General features: G+C 62.8%; 15 protein-coding genes. 5 read left to right on the top strand and 10 right to left on the bottom strand.

The window, feature by feature from the left end; all coding sequences use genetic code 11:
• The 4 genes from IAE24_RS17905 to moaC form a co-directional block, all read right to left on the bottom strand.
• Window positions 1-1,203: a glycosyltransferase family 4 protein gene (locus IAE24_RS17905; protein WP_199961299.1), complete on the bottom strand. Its 1,203-nt coding sequence runs from the start codon at window positions 1,201-1,203 to the stop codon at window positions 1-3.
• A gap of 356 nt (window positions 1,204-1,559) precedes the next feature.
• Window positions 1,560-2,897 (bottom strand): nucleotide sugar dehydrogenase, encoded by a 1,338-nt coding sequence (locus tag IAE24_RS17900; protein WP_233626266.1) that lies wholly within the window; start codon window positions 2,895-2,897, stop codon window positions 1,560-1,562.
• Entirely contained in the window at window positions 2,875-3,621 is a 747-nt protein-coding gene (locus IAE24_RS17895) for a class I SAM-dependent methyltransferase (RefSeq protein WP_199961297.1), read from the bottom strand. Before IAE24_RS17895 ends, IAE24_RS17900 begins: the two co-directional genes overlap by 23 nt.
• A gap of 57 nt (window positions 3,622-3,678) precedes the next feature.
• Window positions 3,679-4,152: a cyclic pyranopterin monophosphate synthase MoaC gene (gene moaC / locus IAE24_RS17890; protein ID WP_199961296.1), complete on the bottom strand. Its 474-nt coding sequence runs from the start codon at window positions 4,150-4,152 to the stop codon at window positions 3,679-3,681.
• 154 nt (window positions 4,153-4,306) lie between these two features.
• Here moaC and IAE24_RS17885 point away from each other — a divergent pair, with 154 nt between their 5' ends.
• On the top strand, window positions 4,307-5,932 hold the full coding sequence (locus tag IAE24_RS17885; RefSeq protein ID WP_199961295.1) for a M48 family metalloprotease: 1,626 nt from the start codon (window positions 4,307-4,309) through the stop codon (window positions 5,930-5,932).
• On the opposite strand, the gene IAE24_RS17880 is transcribed toward IAE24_RS17885, so the two are convergent.
• From IAE24_RS17880 to IAE24_RS17870, 3 genes are all read right to left on the bottom strand, one after another.
• Window positions 5,906-6,253: a phage holin family protein gene (locus IAE24_RS17880; RefSeq protein WP_012202791.1), complete on the bottom strand. Its 348-nt coding sequence runs from the start codon at window positions 6,251-6,253 to the stop codon at window positions 5,906-5,908. The two genes, IAE24_RS17885 and IAE24_RS17880, sit on opposite strands and share 27 nt — an antisense overlap.
• A 152-nt stretch (window positions 6,254-6,405) precedes the next feature.
• Window positions 6,406-6,864: a hypothetical protein gene (locus tag IAE24_RS17875; RefSeq protein WP_013804594.1), complete on the bottom strand. Its 459-nt coding sequence runs from the start codon at window positions 6,862-6,864 to the stop codon at window positions 6,406-6,408.
• Between the two features lie 135 nt (window positions 6,865-6,999).
• Entirely contained in the window at window positions 7,000-7,740 is a 741-nt protein-coding gene (locus tag IAE24_RS17870; protein WP_012202789.1) for a TerC family protein, read from the bottom strand.
• A 511-nt stretch (window positions 7,741-8,251) separates the two neighbouring features.
• On the opposite strand from IAE24_RS17870, the gene IAE24_RS17865 reads away from it, so the two are divergent.
• The 3 genes from IAE24_RS17865 to IAE24_RS17855 all read left to right on the top strand — a co-directional run bounded on the left by IAE24_RS17865 (window position 8,252) and on the right by IAE24_RS17855 (window position 9,798).
• Entirely contained in the window at window positions 8,252-8,683 is a 432-nt protein-coding gene (locus tag IAE24_RS17865; protein ID WP_012202788.1) for a DUF3717 domain-containing protein, read from the top strand.
• Between the two features lie 125 nt (window positions 8,684-8,808).
• Window positions 8,809-8,943: a hypothetical protein gene (locus IAE24_RS30590; protein WP_260263915.1), complete on the top strand. Its 135-nt coding sequence runs from the start codon at window positions 8,809-8,811 to the stop codon at window positions 8,941-8,943.
• A gap of 141 nt (window positions 8,944-9,084) precedes the next feature.
• Window positions 9,085-9,798 carry an N-acetyltransferase gene (locus IAE24_RS17855; protein WP_199961293.1) on the top strand — a complete coding sequence of 238 codons (714 nt, stop codon included), beginning with the start codon at window positions 9,085-9,087 and terminating at the stop codon, window positions 9,796-9,798.
• A 25-nt stretch (window positions 9,799-9,823) separates the two neighbouring features.
• On the opposite strand, the gene IAE24_RS17850 is transcribed toward IAE24_RS17855, so the two are convergent.
• Window positions 9,824-10,384, bottom strand: coding sequence for a YaeQ family protein (locus tag IAE24_RS17850; RefSeq protein ID WP_012202786.1), 561 nt, complete (start codon window positions 10,382-10,384; stop codon window positions 9,824-9,826).
• A gap of 104 nt (window positions 10,385-10,488) precedes the next feature.
• Window positions 10,489-11,868, bottom strand: a complete 1,380-nt coding sequence (gene purB, locus IAE24_RS17845) for an adenylosuccinate lyase (RefSeq protein WP_034389767.1) — start codon at window positions 11,866-11,868, stop codon at window positions 10,489-10,491.
• 115 nt (window positions 11,869-11,983) lie between these two features.
• On the opposite strand from purB, the gene IAE24_RS17840 reads away from it, so the two are divergent.
• Window positions 11,984-12,604: a glutathione S-transferase family protein gene (locus IAE24_RS17840; RefSeq protein ID WP_013804599.1), complete on the top strand. Its 621-nt coding sequence runs from the start codon at window positions 11,984-11,986 to the stop codon at window positions 12,602-12,604.
• A gap of 374 nt (window positions 12,605-12,978) precedes the next feature.
• Here IAE24_RS17840 and glnE read toward each other — a convergent pair whose 3' ends face one another.
• Window positions 12,979-15,723, bottom strand: a complete 2,745-nt coding sequence (gene glnE / locus IAE24_RS17835) for a bifunctional [glutamate--ammonia ligase]-adenylyl-L-tyrosine phosphorylase/[glutamate--ammonia-ligase] adenylyltransferase (RefSeq protein WP_099734903.1) — start codon at window positions 15,721-15,723, stop codon at window positions 12,979-12,981.
• Between the last annotated feature and the right edge of the window lie 89 nt (window positions 15,724-15,812).

Genomic DNA, 15,812 nt, shown 5'->3' with positions numbered 1-15,812 from the left:
CTATTTCCTAGTATGACTATTGCTTAGTCTAACTTCTGAAGTTAGTGAAAAGTATATTTTTTCTCCAAATTTTTCCCAAGAGAAACTCTCCGAAAATGACTTCGCCTTTACTGCCCACAAGCTGGAGGATTCGGCCAATATCTCCAGCACTTTCCTAGAAAAAGAAGAATAATCATCCGATTCGACTAGATATCCAGAACAGCCATGAGCAACTGCATCGACAACACCTCCTGTAGCAAAAGCAACCGTGGGCACGCCATGCGCCGCAGCCTCAACCGCAACCATTCCAAATCCCTCGGGATCGCCTACTAAACTGCGAACGGGGAATACATGCAAGGCAGAGCATTCGTAAGCGGCGGCCAATTCTACAGGGTCTGTGATCATCCCTAAGAATCTTATTTTCTCCCCTATTCCTGCTGCATCGGCAACTGCCTGAATGCTCTCCCGCGTTTGAACAGTAGCGTGAAGTGAATTATCGGGAGCATCCCCTATTACCATTAACAATGTATCAGGCTGCTGCTTTATGATCGCTGGCAAAGATTTTTCCACAAACTCTCGCAATCCCTTTCTCGTAGTCAAGCGGCCTACAGAGATGAGAATTCTTGCCTTTCCCAAACTATGCCGCTCTCGAAAATCGCAGAGCACGTATCCTGGCTGAGGCTCGTGCGGCAGCTGGACCCCGGGATGTACCACGGACACACGCTGTGGATCCACGCCGATAGCCCGTGCCAAGTCGGCTGTGGGCCTGCTGTTGACGATCACGTTGTCCATACGGCGGATCACCGGATGCCAGATCGCCTGATAAATGGGGTGCCGAACGGCAGCGTCCAGACCATGCAGGTAGACGCTAGCAAGAGAGCCCACAGCACGTGCGGACAGCCAGGCCGCGGGAGCCGTCAAGCCGCTGCCGGCCAGTATCCTGTCCGGCTTCCAGCTCTTGGCCACGCACAAGGCTTTTGCGGTGGAGCATGCGAGAAATTTCCATAGTGGCTGCAGCGGTACCTCCGTGCATTGCACACCGGGAGGACAGAGCGCGGCAGCGCCCTGCGGTCCAACCACATGCACCTCACCGCGACCGGAAAGCTCTTGTGCCATATGCCAGTTGAGCCGCTCCATACCGCCCACCAGCGGCGGAAGATTGCGAGTCACGATCAAGAAGCGGGTGGGCCGCGGTGGAGGCGTTAAATCGGGCGATGGGGACATTGTTCTCATCTTGCAGCAGGCCACATCATTTAGCCATGTATGTGTACGGATTCAGTAGGTCGCCTGTACATTCTAATATTGCTTATATATGAATTTACTGGAGGCCGCAATACCATCCAATTGCGTGTCCATGCCATCGGCCTCGAGTCTCTGGATGATTCATTTTGCCCCTGAAACATCAAGGCACGTATGTACATGCCAGGAAAGAATATCCTAATTCCGATGTATTCGGGAGAAAATCTGGCAGCTGTCAAATTATCAATTACCAAGAGCAAGACCGCAACTGCCTTCAATCCTTCAACATCCGGGAGAAATTCAGAGCCAAACTGCGTTTCAGTCATGGAAATTCATCATCCTCACGCCATGACCACGGTCTCCCCCCCTCCTTTCATCCGCCCCCTTGTGTCCACTATCAGCGATGCACTTACAAGCAGCTTTTCATAATCAAACCCGTCATGATCCGTAGCCAGCACCACACAGTCATAACTGGCAACGGCCCCCGATGTCAGCTTTATGGATTTCAGATCGAAGTAATAATCCCGCTTACGCGGAAACACCGGAACATGTGGATCACTGTATTCAACATGCGCCCCCTTGGCTTGCAACAGATCCATGATCTCCACAGCTGGGGATTCCCGTGTGTCATCAATATTCTTCTTGTAGGCCAGCCCCAGCACCAATATACGGCTCCCCTTGACGGCCTTGCCCCGTTCATTGAGTGCATCGGCGACCTTGCCCACCACCCAGTGCGGCATGTAGTGGTTGATTTCACCGGCCAGTTCAATGAAGCGCGTATTTACGCCATATTCACGCGTCTTCCATGTCAGATAGAAGGGATCGATGGGAATGCAGTGGCCGCCGAGGCCTGGGCCGGGTCGATAGGGAACAAAACCGAAGGGCTTGGTGGCAGCTGCATCGATGACTTCATGGATGTTGATGCCCATCTTGTCGGCCACGATCTTCATCTCGTTCACCAGGCCGATGTTGCCGCTGCGGTGGATGTTCTCCAGCAGCTTGGTCATTTCAGCCGCCTTGGTACTGCTGACGGGCACCATGGTCTGGACGGCATGTTGGTACAGCGCCATGCCCAGTTCCAGGCAGCTGGCAGTGCACCCTCCGATCACCTTGGGGATGTCCTTGGTGCCGTAATGCGGATTGCCAGGGTCTTCGCACTTCGGAGAGAACAACAGAGCGCAATTGGCGCCAGGCTCCAGTCCACGGCTGCGCAGGCGCGGTGCCAGCACTTCGTCCGTCGTGCCGGGCCAGGTTGTGCTCTCCAGGCTCAGCAACTGACCTTCGCGCATGTGAGGCAGCGCCGCCTCCACCGTGTTGATGATGAAGCTCAGGTCGGGCTCGCGGTGAGCATTCAGGGGCGTGGGCACACAGATGATCAAGGCATCGATTTCCTTTGTGCGCCCGAAGTCCGTGGTGGCCTCGAAGCCCTGCTCCAACGCACGCCCGATCTGCGCGGGAGTGATACGTTCAATGTAGCTGCCGCCTTCGCCAAGGATAAGGACCTTGGCTTCATCGATGTCAAAGCCCAAAACCTTGATGTCAACCTCGGCGAAGCGCAGGGCTAGAGGCAGACCTACATAGCCAAGTCCATAGACACCTACGCGCACAGAGCCATGGGAGATTTTTTCCTTGAGGCTTGCAAGAGCTGAAGAGAAATTAATGCTCATTGAGTTTGACATGGTGAACTTGGTAAATCAGGGTGGGAATGGCAGGCACCAATGGCTTTATCAGCCAATCAGGAATTGCACTCATGATCCGGGTTCCCAATTTACCAGGCCTCTCTAATTCCAAGGTTTTCCGCAATGCCTGGATGCACATGTTTTCAAATGATAGTCCACAGGCGGAAATCATTTTTTCCAGGGTCTTCATTTCCAAAGGTTCACAGTCATAGAAATCCCCTTTCCCCCTCATTCTGAGGTAAGGTGTGCGCCAACTCCGCGGAAGCCAGCTCAGGAATTTCAACCGATAATGTGGCTCTTTCAGCATCCAGCGATTGGGAACCGCAATATATGCTTTTCCATTTTTACACAAGACACGCGCTATTTCCGCAAGATGCTCTTTCTGAACGCCCTCTTCCCCAACATGCTCTATGACGTGATTGGAGATGACCAGATCGAAGCTCTCGGAATCGAATGGCAGCTTGACTCCTTGGACCTGGATATATTCATAACCCTCAAATATTTGCCGATTATCAAAAATATCAACAGCCATCACTTCACATTGCAGAGAGGAATGCCTTCCAAAATAATTAGCTATCCATCCCGACCCCGTTCCAATCTCAAGAACTTTCAGAACTCCCTTGTGATCTGAAAGATTGAGCAGAACTTCTATTTTCCGCGCCTTTTTCTGTCTTGACAGTATATCCAGGGCCGCATGAGGCTGCCGCGCCAAATCAGTATTCATGAACTCCCTCCCTTTTCTCATCTGATGATTTATCGGGTCTCGGCAGCCCTGGCGTCGCTATGCGACGAAACTGCCCGATTTCCCACCATGCTTCTCCAACACCCTCACCCCCTCCATCACCATAGCCTTGTCCACCGCCTTGCACATGTCATAGATCGTGAGCAGGGCAACCTGCACGGCCGTGAGTGCCTCCATCTCGACCCCCGTGGGCCCTACCGTTTCCACGGTGGCTGTGCAGCGGACGGCGGAGGCATTGGGCAGGAACTCGTAATCCACCGCCACCCTGGTCAGGGCCAGCGGATGGCACAGCGGAATCAGGTCACTGGTCTTCTTCGCTGCCATGATGCCAGCAATGCGTGCAATACCCAGCACGTCGCCCTTCTTGGCGGTGCCACCTTGGATGATGGCCAGTGTGGCGGGCTGCATGGTGATGCGGCCTTCGGCGACCGCGATGCGGTGGGTTGCCGGCTTGGCGCCGACATCGACCATGTGGGCCTGGCCCTGGGCGTCGAAATGGGTGAGGGAAGACATGGAAACTCCTGAAAATGCACTGACCGGCCCATGGCAGTCCTGACACGCAGGTCGAACGCGCCATGAACGTTCGGCGAACCGAGGCATCATAGTGGGGTGTTCCACCGCCCGGCATCAAGGTGCAGGGCCCGGCCTTCTGGCCTCCTACCTGCCCATGCGCCCATCACGCCTGAAGACACGTATCGCCGTCGGCCTGCAGTTGCTGGCGACCTCCCTCACCATCGCAACGCATGCCCCCGCACAGGCCCAGTTGCGCCTGCCCACGCTGGGCGACGGCGCGGCCACGACGACCAGTGACGAGCGGCGCCTGGGTGACCGCATCATCCGCTCGCTGTACCGCGATCCGGACTACATCGACGATGCGGTACTGCAGGAATATGTGGAAGGCATCTGGCAGCACTTGGTCGATGCGGCACGCACGCGCGGCGAACTGTCTGACGAATTGGAAGAGCGCTTTGCCTGGGAGATCCTGCTGGGGCGGGACCGCTCAGTCAACGCCTTTGCGCTGCCCGGCGGCTATCTGGGGGTGCACCTGGGCCTGATCGGCGTGGTCAGCACGCGCGACGAGCTGGCATCGGTGCTGGCACACGAGCTGAGCCACGTCACGCAGCGCCATATCGCGCGACTCATTGCCCAGCAGGGCAAGCAGACGCCGCTGATGATCGGCTCGATGATTCTGGGCGCCCTGGCCGCCAGCCGCAGCCCCGATGCCGCCATGGCCATGATGATGGGCGGCCAGGCGCTGGCCGTGCAGAACCAGTTGAATTTTTCGCGCGACATGGAGCGCGAGGCAGACCGCATGGGCTACGGGCTGATGGCGCCGGCAGGGTTCGCGCCACAGGGCTTTGTGACCATGTTCGACAAGCTGCAGCAGGCCAACCGCCTGAATGACAACGGCAGCTGGCCCTATCTGCGCAGCCATCCGCTGACCACGGAACGCATGGCCGACATGCATTCGCGCCTGCCGCGTGGCGTTGCGCCTGCGCCAGCACCATCCCTGGAACACGTGATGATGGCCGCACGGGCCCGCGTGCTGTCGCGCCCCGGCGTGGATGTGCTGCGCCAGTGGGCCGAGCAGCCGCGCTCCACCAGCTTTGGCAGCCAAACCCAAACCCAGCAGGTGGCGCAGCTATATGCCGCCACGCTGAGCGCCGTGCAATTGCGCGATTGGGCCGAAGCGCGGGAAATGTCCGGGCGGCTTCAAGTGGCAACCGCCGCAGATGCCAGCGCCCAGCGGCAGGCCAAGCTGCTGCAGGCCGAAATGGAGCTGACGGCCGGCAAGCCCGGCGCCGCGTTGCAGGCGTTGCCACCGCTCTACCTGCCGGCAGCTGCGCCTGCCCAGGCCAATCCAACGGAATCCATCCCCGCCAAGACAACGGAGAGCGGCCCCAGCCTGGCCACCGTCAATGTGGTCGAAAACCGCGCCGTGCGCAGGCCGGAATTGCTGATGCGCACCCAGATCCTGCTGCGCGAGCAGGGCGCCTCCAGCATGGCAGGCCCGCTGCAGACCTGGGTGACGGACCACCCGCGTGATGCCAGCGCCTGGCAGTTGCTGGCCCAGGTGCAGCGCGCCCAGGGCCAGGAGTTGCGCGCGCTGCGCGCCGAGGCCGAGGCCCAGGTCGCGCACTACGACTACGCGGCGGCAGTGGACCGTTTCAAGGCCGCGCAGGACCTGGCCCGCAAGGGCGGGCCCAAGGTGGATTTCATTGAAGCCTCCATCGTGGACACGCGACTGCGTGCCGTGGAGGAGCTGCTAAGGGAACAGGCGCGCGAGAAGTGATTCGATGGCCAGGCCCAGCAGCGAGTAGATGAGCGCGCCCAGCATGGCCGCCCAGAAGCCCGCGACGTGAAAGCCGCTGAGCAGGCCCGAGGCTGCCCAGAACATCAGTCCGTTGACCACGAAGAGAAACAGCCCGACCGTCACGATGGTCACGGGCAGCGTCAGCACCACGAGGATGGGGCGCAGCACCGCATTGAGCAGGCCGATGACCAGCGCCGCGATCATGGCCGAGCTGAAGCTGTTGACCTGCACGCCACCATAAAGATAGGCCACGACCAGCAGGGCACCGGCGCTGAGCAGCCATTTGATCAGGATTTTCATGCGGGCAGCATAGCAGCAGCCGGCAGATCCGGGTTGAGGCGGCGCACTGGAAACCGTGGACCGGAGAGCCCCATGAAAAACGGCATCCCGTTTTTCGGGATGCCGTCCTGAAAGTGATCGCCTGATCAGAGCGGCCAGGCAGACGCCAGCCTTTAGATCATCGCTTCCTCGAACACCAAGCCCATCAGCGCGCCGATGGCCGCCAGCGTTCCCGGAAGATTCCAGCGCCGGCCCAGCGGGGCGGCAGGCGCCACGGCGGGAGCCGTGGCTTCCTGCTTGGGGCGGCGTGCATCGACGATCTGGGCCGTGCCGTGCTCTTGCTGGAGCTGGGCCACCAGTTCGGCCAGCGGGCCCTTGGCCAGCACTGGCGTGATCCTGCCAGCGCTGTCACCGAACACCGGCAGCAATTGGGCGAACAGCTTGTCCGCCCACTTGCCGCGCCAGCTTTCGCGCGCGCTGTGGCTCACCCATTTGCTGACCCGGTGGGTAATGCGCGGTGCGCAGGCCACCAGCAGCCAGTGCGAGGCCTGGGCCTGCGGCGAGGCGGCCAGGGCCTGTACCAGAGGCAGGGCGTAGGAAGCGTCATCCACGTAGACGATGATGGGGTTCAAAGCAAGTCCTTGTCGAACTGGGTTTGCGGGAGTGGGAGAGGCAGGCGGCCGGGGCCGCCCTTGCCATGGATTGTCGCGAATCGGCGCGGGCGGCCCATCGGGCCAACCCGGCGCCCACCTCAACTTTTCAGCGGATCAGGCTCCGTGGGCACCGGCCTTGGGAGCAGGACGGCGCGAAGCGATGTACTTGCCCAGTGCCAGCACCAGCAGGGCTCCGAACACGCTGGCACCGTACTTGAGCATGTCGGTCTGGGGCAGCTTGACCATCCAGTCCCACTTCTCCGTATTGGCGAAGACGGGGTCGGTGACCAGCATGCCGCCGGCAATCCAGCCCAGCAGCATGCCGCCGGCCACGATGATGATGGGGAAGCGCTCCATCAGCTTGATCACGAGCTGCGAGCCCCAGACGATGATGGGGATGGAGATCAACAGGCCTAGCACGACCAGCAGCATCTGGTGCTCGCCCGAGCTCTGGGCAGCGCCGGCGATGGCGATCACGTTGTCCACGCTCATCACCAGGTCGGCAACGATGATGGTCTTGATGGCGGCCAGCAGCTTGTCGCTGCCCTGGATATTGTCGTGGCCGTCTTCATCAGGAGCAATCAGCTTGATGCCGATCCACACCAACAGCAGTGCGCCGACGAACTTCAGGAAGGGCAGCGCCAGCAATGTCATCGCGAAGGCGATCAGGATGACGCGCAGGATGATGGCACCCGCCGTGCCCCAGATGATGCCCTTCTTGCGTTGCTCGGGCGGCAGCTTGCGGCAGGCCAGCGCGATCACGACCGCGTTGTCGCCGCCCAGCAGGATGTCGATGATGATGATTTGGCCCAGGGCCACCCAGAACGGGGCGTGAGTCAGAAAGTCCAAGTCCATAAGGTCCTCGCTGTTGAGTAAGGCCGGCGAGAACTCCTCCCTCCTGGAGAAACACCCACCGGCACAGAAAGACCGATGCAACGCCGCAGCGCCTACCCGGGCAAGGACATGCCTGGCTCAGGGGAGAACACATTGATCGACCGTCATCAGGTCCATCAAAGGTCTTGCTCGGCTGCGGTATGCACCGCAACCCGGAAGGCCGGAAGCTTGCGCTTCGTATTGACGACCATTCCGATGCCGGCACCGTGGCTTTGCAAAAACCACCCCCGCCGGCAGAGAGCTACTCCCCTTCGAACCTGTGGATTGCAACACAAAGCCGCCACGGCGCGCAAGTGAAAAAACCCTTCATTTCCACGGGAAGCACAAGTCGCGCGTCCCCCAGACCATTTATTCGCCTACCTCAAATGCTTCACTATCCATAGCAACCCTTGAGCCAACGGAGTGTTGCAGCCATGCCCGGCCACGCGCGGGCAGGCGTCTTATCATCGCTGTCCCTTCCCCCTGACCGTCCATGACCGCACTGCACATCACCGACATCGAAGCCGCCATCAACTACTGGCGCGAGCGCCATCCGTCCCCGGACGGCGTGCTGCTGCAGCCCGAAGTACGAGCCCTGGCCGAGGTGTACGCGCTGATGATCTTCTGGCATGAGAGCGAAGTACAGGTTGAGGGCTTTCCCTCGCACGCCATGGCGGCCTGGCTGGCCTGGTACGACACCACGCCCGATACGCCCTGCATCGCCATCTGCTCCACCAGCCAGGGCGACGAAAGATGCAAGGGCTGCGGCCGCAGCTTTGACGAAGTGCAGCTGTGGACCGCGATGGAGCCGGCACAAAAGCGGATGGTCTGGCGCAGGATCACGGCAGAGGGCGACTCCTGGCGTTTCACCCGCTATGCAGAGCGTGCGGCCGAGCGCACGGACACATCGCGTGACTCTGGCTGATTGCTGGTTGATTGCCGGCTGATCTGCCGGATACCGCACCGGACCAGTGCGATGTTGCAGACGGCCTAACATCGGCCGCCATGCTGCAGACCGCCGCTTACCGCCCCAGCCACCTCCGCCTTTGCTTGCGCCTCACGGCACGTGATGCGGGCGAGACGCGCGTGCCGGCCGGCAAGGCCTGGCCCGCCACGGCCGCGCGCCTGCGCGAGCGTGATGCGGCACGGCTGAACATCGGCCCCCGACAGGCCGCACGGTCTTGATGCGCTGCCCTGCGCGGAACCGGGCAGCGTCGCTTCACTGAATCCGCTCTTCTTGCGCCGCCTTCATCCGAAAGCCTGAAGGCGGTTGGATTTTCACGCGTCTGCCCGGCCTCAAGGCCAGCCGACGAAGCGAGCCCTGCCGTGACCTGTCTAGCCCTTGCCCCAGCCGGACCCTCTTTTGCCGCCCCCTCTTTTTCCACGCTCTTGCGCCATCTGCGCCATCTGAGCGATACCGTGGCGCATCGCGCCCTGCCCCGCTGCGCGCCACGCCACGTCACCGAGCTGCGCATCGACGTGATGCAGCCGCTGGTGGAGGGCGAGCTCGAAGCCATTCACGAGCGCCTGTACCAGCCCGGCAACAAGCTCCATGGCCTGGAGCGCCGCCCGTTGCACGACCCGCAGTTCCAGCTGCACTGGCGCGAAGCCGACGGCGAATGGTTTGCCTACGTGGAGGACATGGAGCGACGCTGCCTGGCTGGCTACACGGTGTTCAATCGCCTGGTCGAGGTGGACAAGCGCACAGACCGGCGCGTGCGCTCGCCGCATTCGCGCTTTGCGCCGCATTACCAGCGGCGCGGCATTGCCAGCGCCGTGTATCGCAGCGTGCTGGACAAAGGCACCTGCCTGGTCAGCGGCGCACGCCAGTCGCCGGGCGCCCACGGCCTGTGGAACCATCTGGCGCGAAGCTATGACGGCCGATATGTGGGAATTGCGGACAGCAAGTCGCTCATCCATCTGGGCCGCAATGTGCCGGACGATGTCATGGACCGCCTGTCCACGCGCCGCATGCTGCTGGGCGCGGGCTGGACCGTGGAGTCCTTCGCCCAGGCCGTCCGGATGCAGTTGCCGGGTTGAGACGGGGACTTGAGCGGGAGACCGTTTACTTCCAGCGCAGCGGCTCGATGAAGACCGTGCCCAGGTTGCTGCTGAGCGTCAGCGCGCCTTCCTGGATGGTGGCCTGCAGCTGCATGCTGCGCTCGGCCAGTTCCGCCAGGGATTGGGATGTTTCGGAGGGAATGCGCCAGACCTGCAGCTTGTTCAGCCGCGCCAGCTTTCCCTCCAGGCCCTTCCACCAGACCTCGGCCGCATGGTGGAAGGCGTAGAGCACCACCGCATCGGATTTGTTGCAGGCCTTGGCGATGGGCTTTTCCTCGGGCTGGCCGACCTCGATCCACAGGCGCTTGGCGCCCGTGAAGTCGGTCAGCGAGACATCGGGGTCTTCGGGATCGGACAGGCCTGCGCCAAACGCCAGCGTGCCGTCACCCTTGCACATATCATTGAGCTGGTGTGCATTGAGGGCCAGGGCAACCAGGCGCACCATCATGCGTTCGTCCGTCTCGCTGGGATGGCGCGCCAGGGTCAGCGCATGGTCGGCGTAGTAGCCGTGGTCGATGTCGGCGATGGACAGGTTCGCCTTGAAGATGGTGGATTTGAGGGCCATGAGACAGAACCTATCAAAAACAAGAGCTGCCGCAGCAAGCCTGTGCTTGCATCGGCAGCCCTGAATGGTTGAAGCGCGCCCTTCATGGCGCGGCAAAGGATGGATTAGACGCGGCGGGCCAGCTCGGCCGCCTTGCCCACATAGGAGGCAGGCGTCATGGCCAGCAGGCGATCCTTGTCGGCCTGGGGGATTTCCAGGCCGTTGATCAGGCGGTGCAGGTCTTCGGCCTGCACGGTCTTGCCGCGCGTGACTTCCTTGAGCTTTTCGTAGGCGCCCTGCACGCCGTAGCGGCGCATGACGGTCTGGATGGGCTCGGCCAGGACTTCCCAGGCGTGGTCCAGGTCTTCCTGCAGGCGCTCTTCGTTGAGTTCGAGCTTGTTCAGGCCCGTCATCAGGGAGCTGTAGGCCAGCGTGGCATAGCCCATGGCCACGCCGATGTTGCGCAGCACGGTGGAGTCGGTCAGGTCGCGCTGCCAGCGCGAGATAGGCAGCTTTTCGGCCAGGTGCTTGAGCAGGGCGTTGGCCAGGCCCAGATTGCCTTCGGCGTTCTCGAAGTCGATGGGGTTGACCTTGTGCGGCATGGTGGACGAGCCGATCTCGCCGGCCTTCAGGCGCTGCTTGAAGTAGCCCAGGGACACATAGCCCCAGACATCGCGCGAGAAGTCGATGAGGATGGTGTTGGCGCGTGCGATGGCGTCGAACAGCTCGGCCATGTAGTCATGCGGCTCGATCTGGATCGAGTAGGGCTGGAAGCTCAGGCCCAGGCCCTGGGGCTCGGGCGACTCGATCACCTTCTTGCTGAAGGCTTCCCAGTCGAACTCGGGCCAGGCCGACAGATGGGCGTTGTAGTTGCCGACGGCGCCATTCATCTTGGCCAGGAGCTTGACCTCGGCGATGCGGGCAGAGGCCTTTTCCAGACGCACCAGCACGTTGGCGATTTCCTTGCCCACGGTGGTGGGGCTGGCGGTCTGGCCGTGCGTGCGGCTGAGCATGGGCACGGCCGCGTAGGCGTGGGCCATCTCGCGCAGCTTGGCGGTAATGCCCGTCAAGGCCGGCAGCAGCACGCTGTCACGACCGGCGCGCAGTTGCAGCGCATGGCTGGTGTTGTTGATGTCTTCGCTGGTGCAGGCGAAATGCACGAATTCGGCGGCCTTGAGCAGTTCGGGACGGCCGTCGAACTTGCCCTTGATCCAGTACTCCACGGCCTTGACGTCGTGGTTGGTGGTCTTTTCGATGTCCTTGATGGCCACGGCATCGGCCTCGGAGAAGTTCTTCACCAGATCCTGCAGATAGACGCGGGCGCCTTCGGTCAGGGGCTTGAACTCGGCAAAGCCGGCGTCTGACAGGGCGATGAACCAGGTCACCTCCACCTGCACGCGGCGGTGCATGTATCCCATCTCGCTCATGATCGGGCGCAGAGGAGACAGTTTGGCGGCGTAGCGGCCGTCGAGCGGGGACAGGGCGGAGATGTGCGGCAGATTCATGGGCCGTGATTGTAGGTGCGCGCGGCAAAAACGGGGGCTGTAGGGGGAGATCGCCGGGCAGCGCATAGAATCGGCTGCCCGCCCATGGGCCGCCTCTTCGCCACGGAAAACAGCCATGAAACTGATAGGTTCCTCCACCAGCGCCTACGTACGCAAGGTACGCGTCGTACTGGCCGAGAAAAGGCTCGACTATCAGTTCGTCGAGGAAAACCCCTGGAGCCGCGAGCTGTCGCCCGGCACCGGCAACCCGCTGGGCAAGGTGCCACGCCTGGTCATGGACGGCAGCGATGCCATGTTCGACTCGCGCGTGATCGTCGAATATCTGGACACACTTTCCCCGGTAGGCAAGCTGATCCCCGGCACAGGCCGCGAGCGTGCCGAGATCAAGACCTGGGAAGCCCTGGCAGATGGCGTGCTGGACGCCGGAGCCCTGGCCCGCCTCGAAGCCACCTGGGATGGCCGCAGCGAGGAGCAGCGTTGCCAGGCCTGGATAGACCGCCAGCTGGCCAAGGTGCGCGCCGCACTGAACGTGATGTCCCAGGGCCTGGGCGACAAGCCGTATTGCTGCGGCATCCACTTCACCCTGGCCGACGTGTGCGTGGGCTGTGCCCTGGGCTGGCTGGACTTTCGCTTTCCCGAACTGGACTGGCGCGCCGACCACCCCAATCTGGCCACCTTGCAGGCCAAGCTGGCGGAACGCGCCAGCTTTGCGGCCACACGCCCGCCCCAGCCCTGAAAACGGGTCACCCCCGCAACGACAACTGCAGTTGCAGCGGCAACAAAAAAGGCCACCCGATGGGTGGCCTTTTTGCTGGCATAAAAAAGTTGCGAAGCATCCCGAAACGAATAAAGAGAGGGAGGGAGGAGAAGCGCTTCGGGCGGAACAGTTCAGGACTGTGGCCCCAGAGGCTTCGCAACGTGAAATTCGATCTGGATACCCTCTCTCGTCAACCTGTCCAATAGATGAGCTACTTTTGCAGAAGTTCCAGGGGTCGGGGGTGGGAAAAATGTAACATTTTGACGAGAAGCGTCATTCTGCTGTAGGCCGTGTTCGATGGATGCTGACGGGGCGGCGTCGGCCAGGGCCGACCACCTTCCCTCTTCGCATCCTCACACCAGAGCGGCCCCCGTGAAAACCGCGTCCCACAGGGCCTTGACCGGCGCACTGAGCGGTTCGGCCTGGCCCGGCACCAATTGGGCCGTCCGCTCGTCCAGCCGCGCCACGTGCTGCAGGCGGCGCAGTTCACGGTAGGCCCGGGCGGCCTGCTGGCCCACGCCTGCAGGCAGCAGGCCCGCCTCTTCCGCACGCTGCAGCAGCGCGATGTTGCCCAGATTGGCCATCAGCCCCGGATGCAGTGCCGATTGCGAGAGAACCAGGTACTGGACGGCAAACTCCACATCGACCATGCCGCCGGGGCTGTGCTTGACGTCGAAGAGGCCGCCGCGCACCGGATGCGCACTGCGCACGCGTTCGCGCATGGCCACGATCTCGTCGCGCAGGGCCGCAGCGTCGCGCGGTGCGGTGATCACGGCCTCGCGCACGGCGTCGAAGCGGGCCTGCAGATCGTCGCTGCCCAGCACGAAGCGCGCCCGCGTCATGGCCTGGTGCTCCCAGGTCCATGCCGTGTTGCTGCCGCGCTGCTGCTGGTAGTTGGCATAGGAGGCAAAGCTGGTCACCAGCAGGCCGGAGTTGCCGTTGGGGCGCAGCGCGGTGTCGATCTCGAACAGATCGCCCTCGCCCGTCTTGACGGCCAGCCAGTTGATGAGCTTGCGCACAAAGGCGGCATAGATCTCGGAGGCGTGCTCGTCGTCGTCATCGAAGACGAAGACGATGTCCAGGTCGCTGCCGTAGCCCAGCTCCTTGCCGCCGAGCTTGCCGTAGCCAATGATGGCGAACTGCGGCGACTCGCGGTGGCGGTTCTTGAGCCGGCTCCAGCACCAGCTGGCCGTCACGCGCAGCACGCAGTCGGCCAGCGCACTGAGGTCATCCGCCACCTGCTCGACCGTGATGCGGCCCTCGATATCACGCGCCAGCGTGCGAAAGACCTCGGCATGGTGGGCGCGTCGCAGCAGGTTCAGCAGGGTTTCGTCGTCGTCCTCGCCCGTGGTCTGCAGCGCGGCCAGGCGCAGGGCCAGCTCATGCTCGAAATCCATGGGGGAGAAGCGCTCGCCCAGCATGGCGTCGTTGGCCAGCTCGTCGATCACGCCCGGGTGCTGCTGCAGATAGCGCGCGGGCCAGCGCGCCGCGCCCAGCAGGTCCAGCAGCCGCTCGTGCACGGCAGGGCGCTCCAGCAGCAGGGCCAGATAGCTTTCGCGGCGCAGCAGCGGCTCCAGCCAGTTCAGAAAGCGCACTGCGGCGTCTTCGGGCACGCTGCGCTCGGCCACCCATTGCGCCGTGCGCTGCACAAGGCGGAACAGCCGGCTGCGCGCCTCGTCGCGCAGGTTGGCGATGCGGGCGTTGCCGCGCCAGTCGGCCACGTGGGCGGCCAGGGCGGGCGGCAGCTGCTCCATGAGTCCATCGATCTCGCGCGGCGTTCCTCCCTGGGCAGGGCTGCGGGCGCCGTTGCATCGGCCCGCGCTGCATTGCGGCGGGGCCGAGCCGCCGAGCAGGGTGTCGAACTCCTCGGCCACCTTTTCGCGGTGGGCGTCGAACTGGTGCAGGAAGGCGCAGGTATCGGCAAAGCCCATGGTGCGCGCAATCCATTCGAGGTCGTCATCGCGCGTGGGCAGCACATGGGTCTGCTGGTCGTCCAGGTACTGGATTCGGTGCTCGACACGGCGCAAAAAGGTATAGGCCGCGCCCAGGGCGTCGGCCACTTCCTGGCTCATGAGGCCGGCGCGCGCCAGGCGCCCCAGCGCCTCCAGCGTGGGGCGGCAGCGCAGCTCGGGGAACTGGCCGCCCCGCACCACCTGCAGCAATTGCACGGTGAACTCGATCTCGCGGATACCGCCGCGCGAGAGCTTGACGTCATTGGAGCGGCCGGGATGCCCCGCGCTGCGCCGCGCCGCATGCTCGCGGATCTGGCGGTGCAGCGAACGCAGCGCATCGAAGACCGCGTAATCCAGATAGCGGCGAAAGACGAAAGGCAGAACCACGGCGCGCAGCGCCTGCACCTGCGTGGAGCGCACGCTGTCCATGGGCGCCACCACCCGGCTCTTGAGCCAGGCGAAGCGCTCCCACTCGCGGCCATGGGTCTGCAGATACTCTTCCAGCGAGGCCAGCGAGACAGCCGACGGCCCCGAGTTGCCGTTGGGCCGCAGCGCCAGGTCCACGCGGAACACGAATCCGTGCTCGGTGGTGTCGCCGATCAGGCCATAGATGCCTTTGACAACACGCGCGAAGTACTCATGGTTGGAGAGAACGCCGCGCCCGTCAGGCAGGCCGGCAGTGTCGCCGTCCTGCTCGTAGACGTAGATCAGGTCGATGTCGCTGGAGACATTGAGCTCGCGCGCGCCCAGCTTGCCCATGCCGATGATCCACAGCTGCACGGGCCGGCCCTCGGGGCCTTGCGGTGCGCCATGGCGCGCATCGAGTTCGGCGCGCACCTGGATGCAGGCGCGCTCCAGCGCCAGCTCGGCCAGCTCGGTCACGGCCCGCGTGACCACGGCCAGCGGCGCCTGCTGCTCGCAGTCGAGCACCATGGTGCGCTCCATGACCAGCTGGCGCAGCACGCGCAGCGCGGCCGACAGATCCAGCCCGCGCTCCAGCAGCGCCGCCAGGGCCTGCTCCATGGAGGCGCGCTCGGGCGGACCCGGCGGCAACAGGCTCAACTCGTCGCCATAGCGACGATGCAGCCGTTGGTGGAAACGGGAATAGGCGGCCTGTGCGGGGACATTCAAGGCCGTGTCTGCCATTGCGTGCTCTGAGGATTGCATACGGAACGCGAAAGAAGCGGCCACTCACGCGCAGAGGGATCGCAGCAACCCTTGGTTACCGTCCGGCC

The organism is Delftia sp. S65 (genome assembly GCF_016516495.1).
GTDB classification, from domain to species: domain Bacteria; phylum Pseudomonadota; class Gammaproteobacteria; order Burkholderiales; family Burkholderiaceae_C; genus Comamonas; species Comamonas acidovorans.
This window is presented reverse-complemented; position numbering and strand designations above follow the sequence as displayed.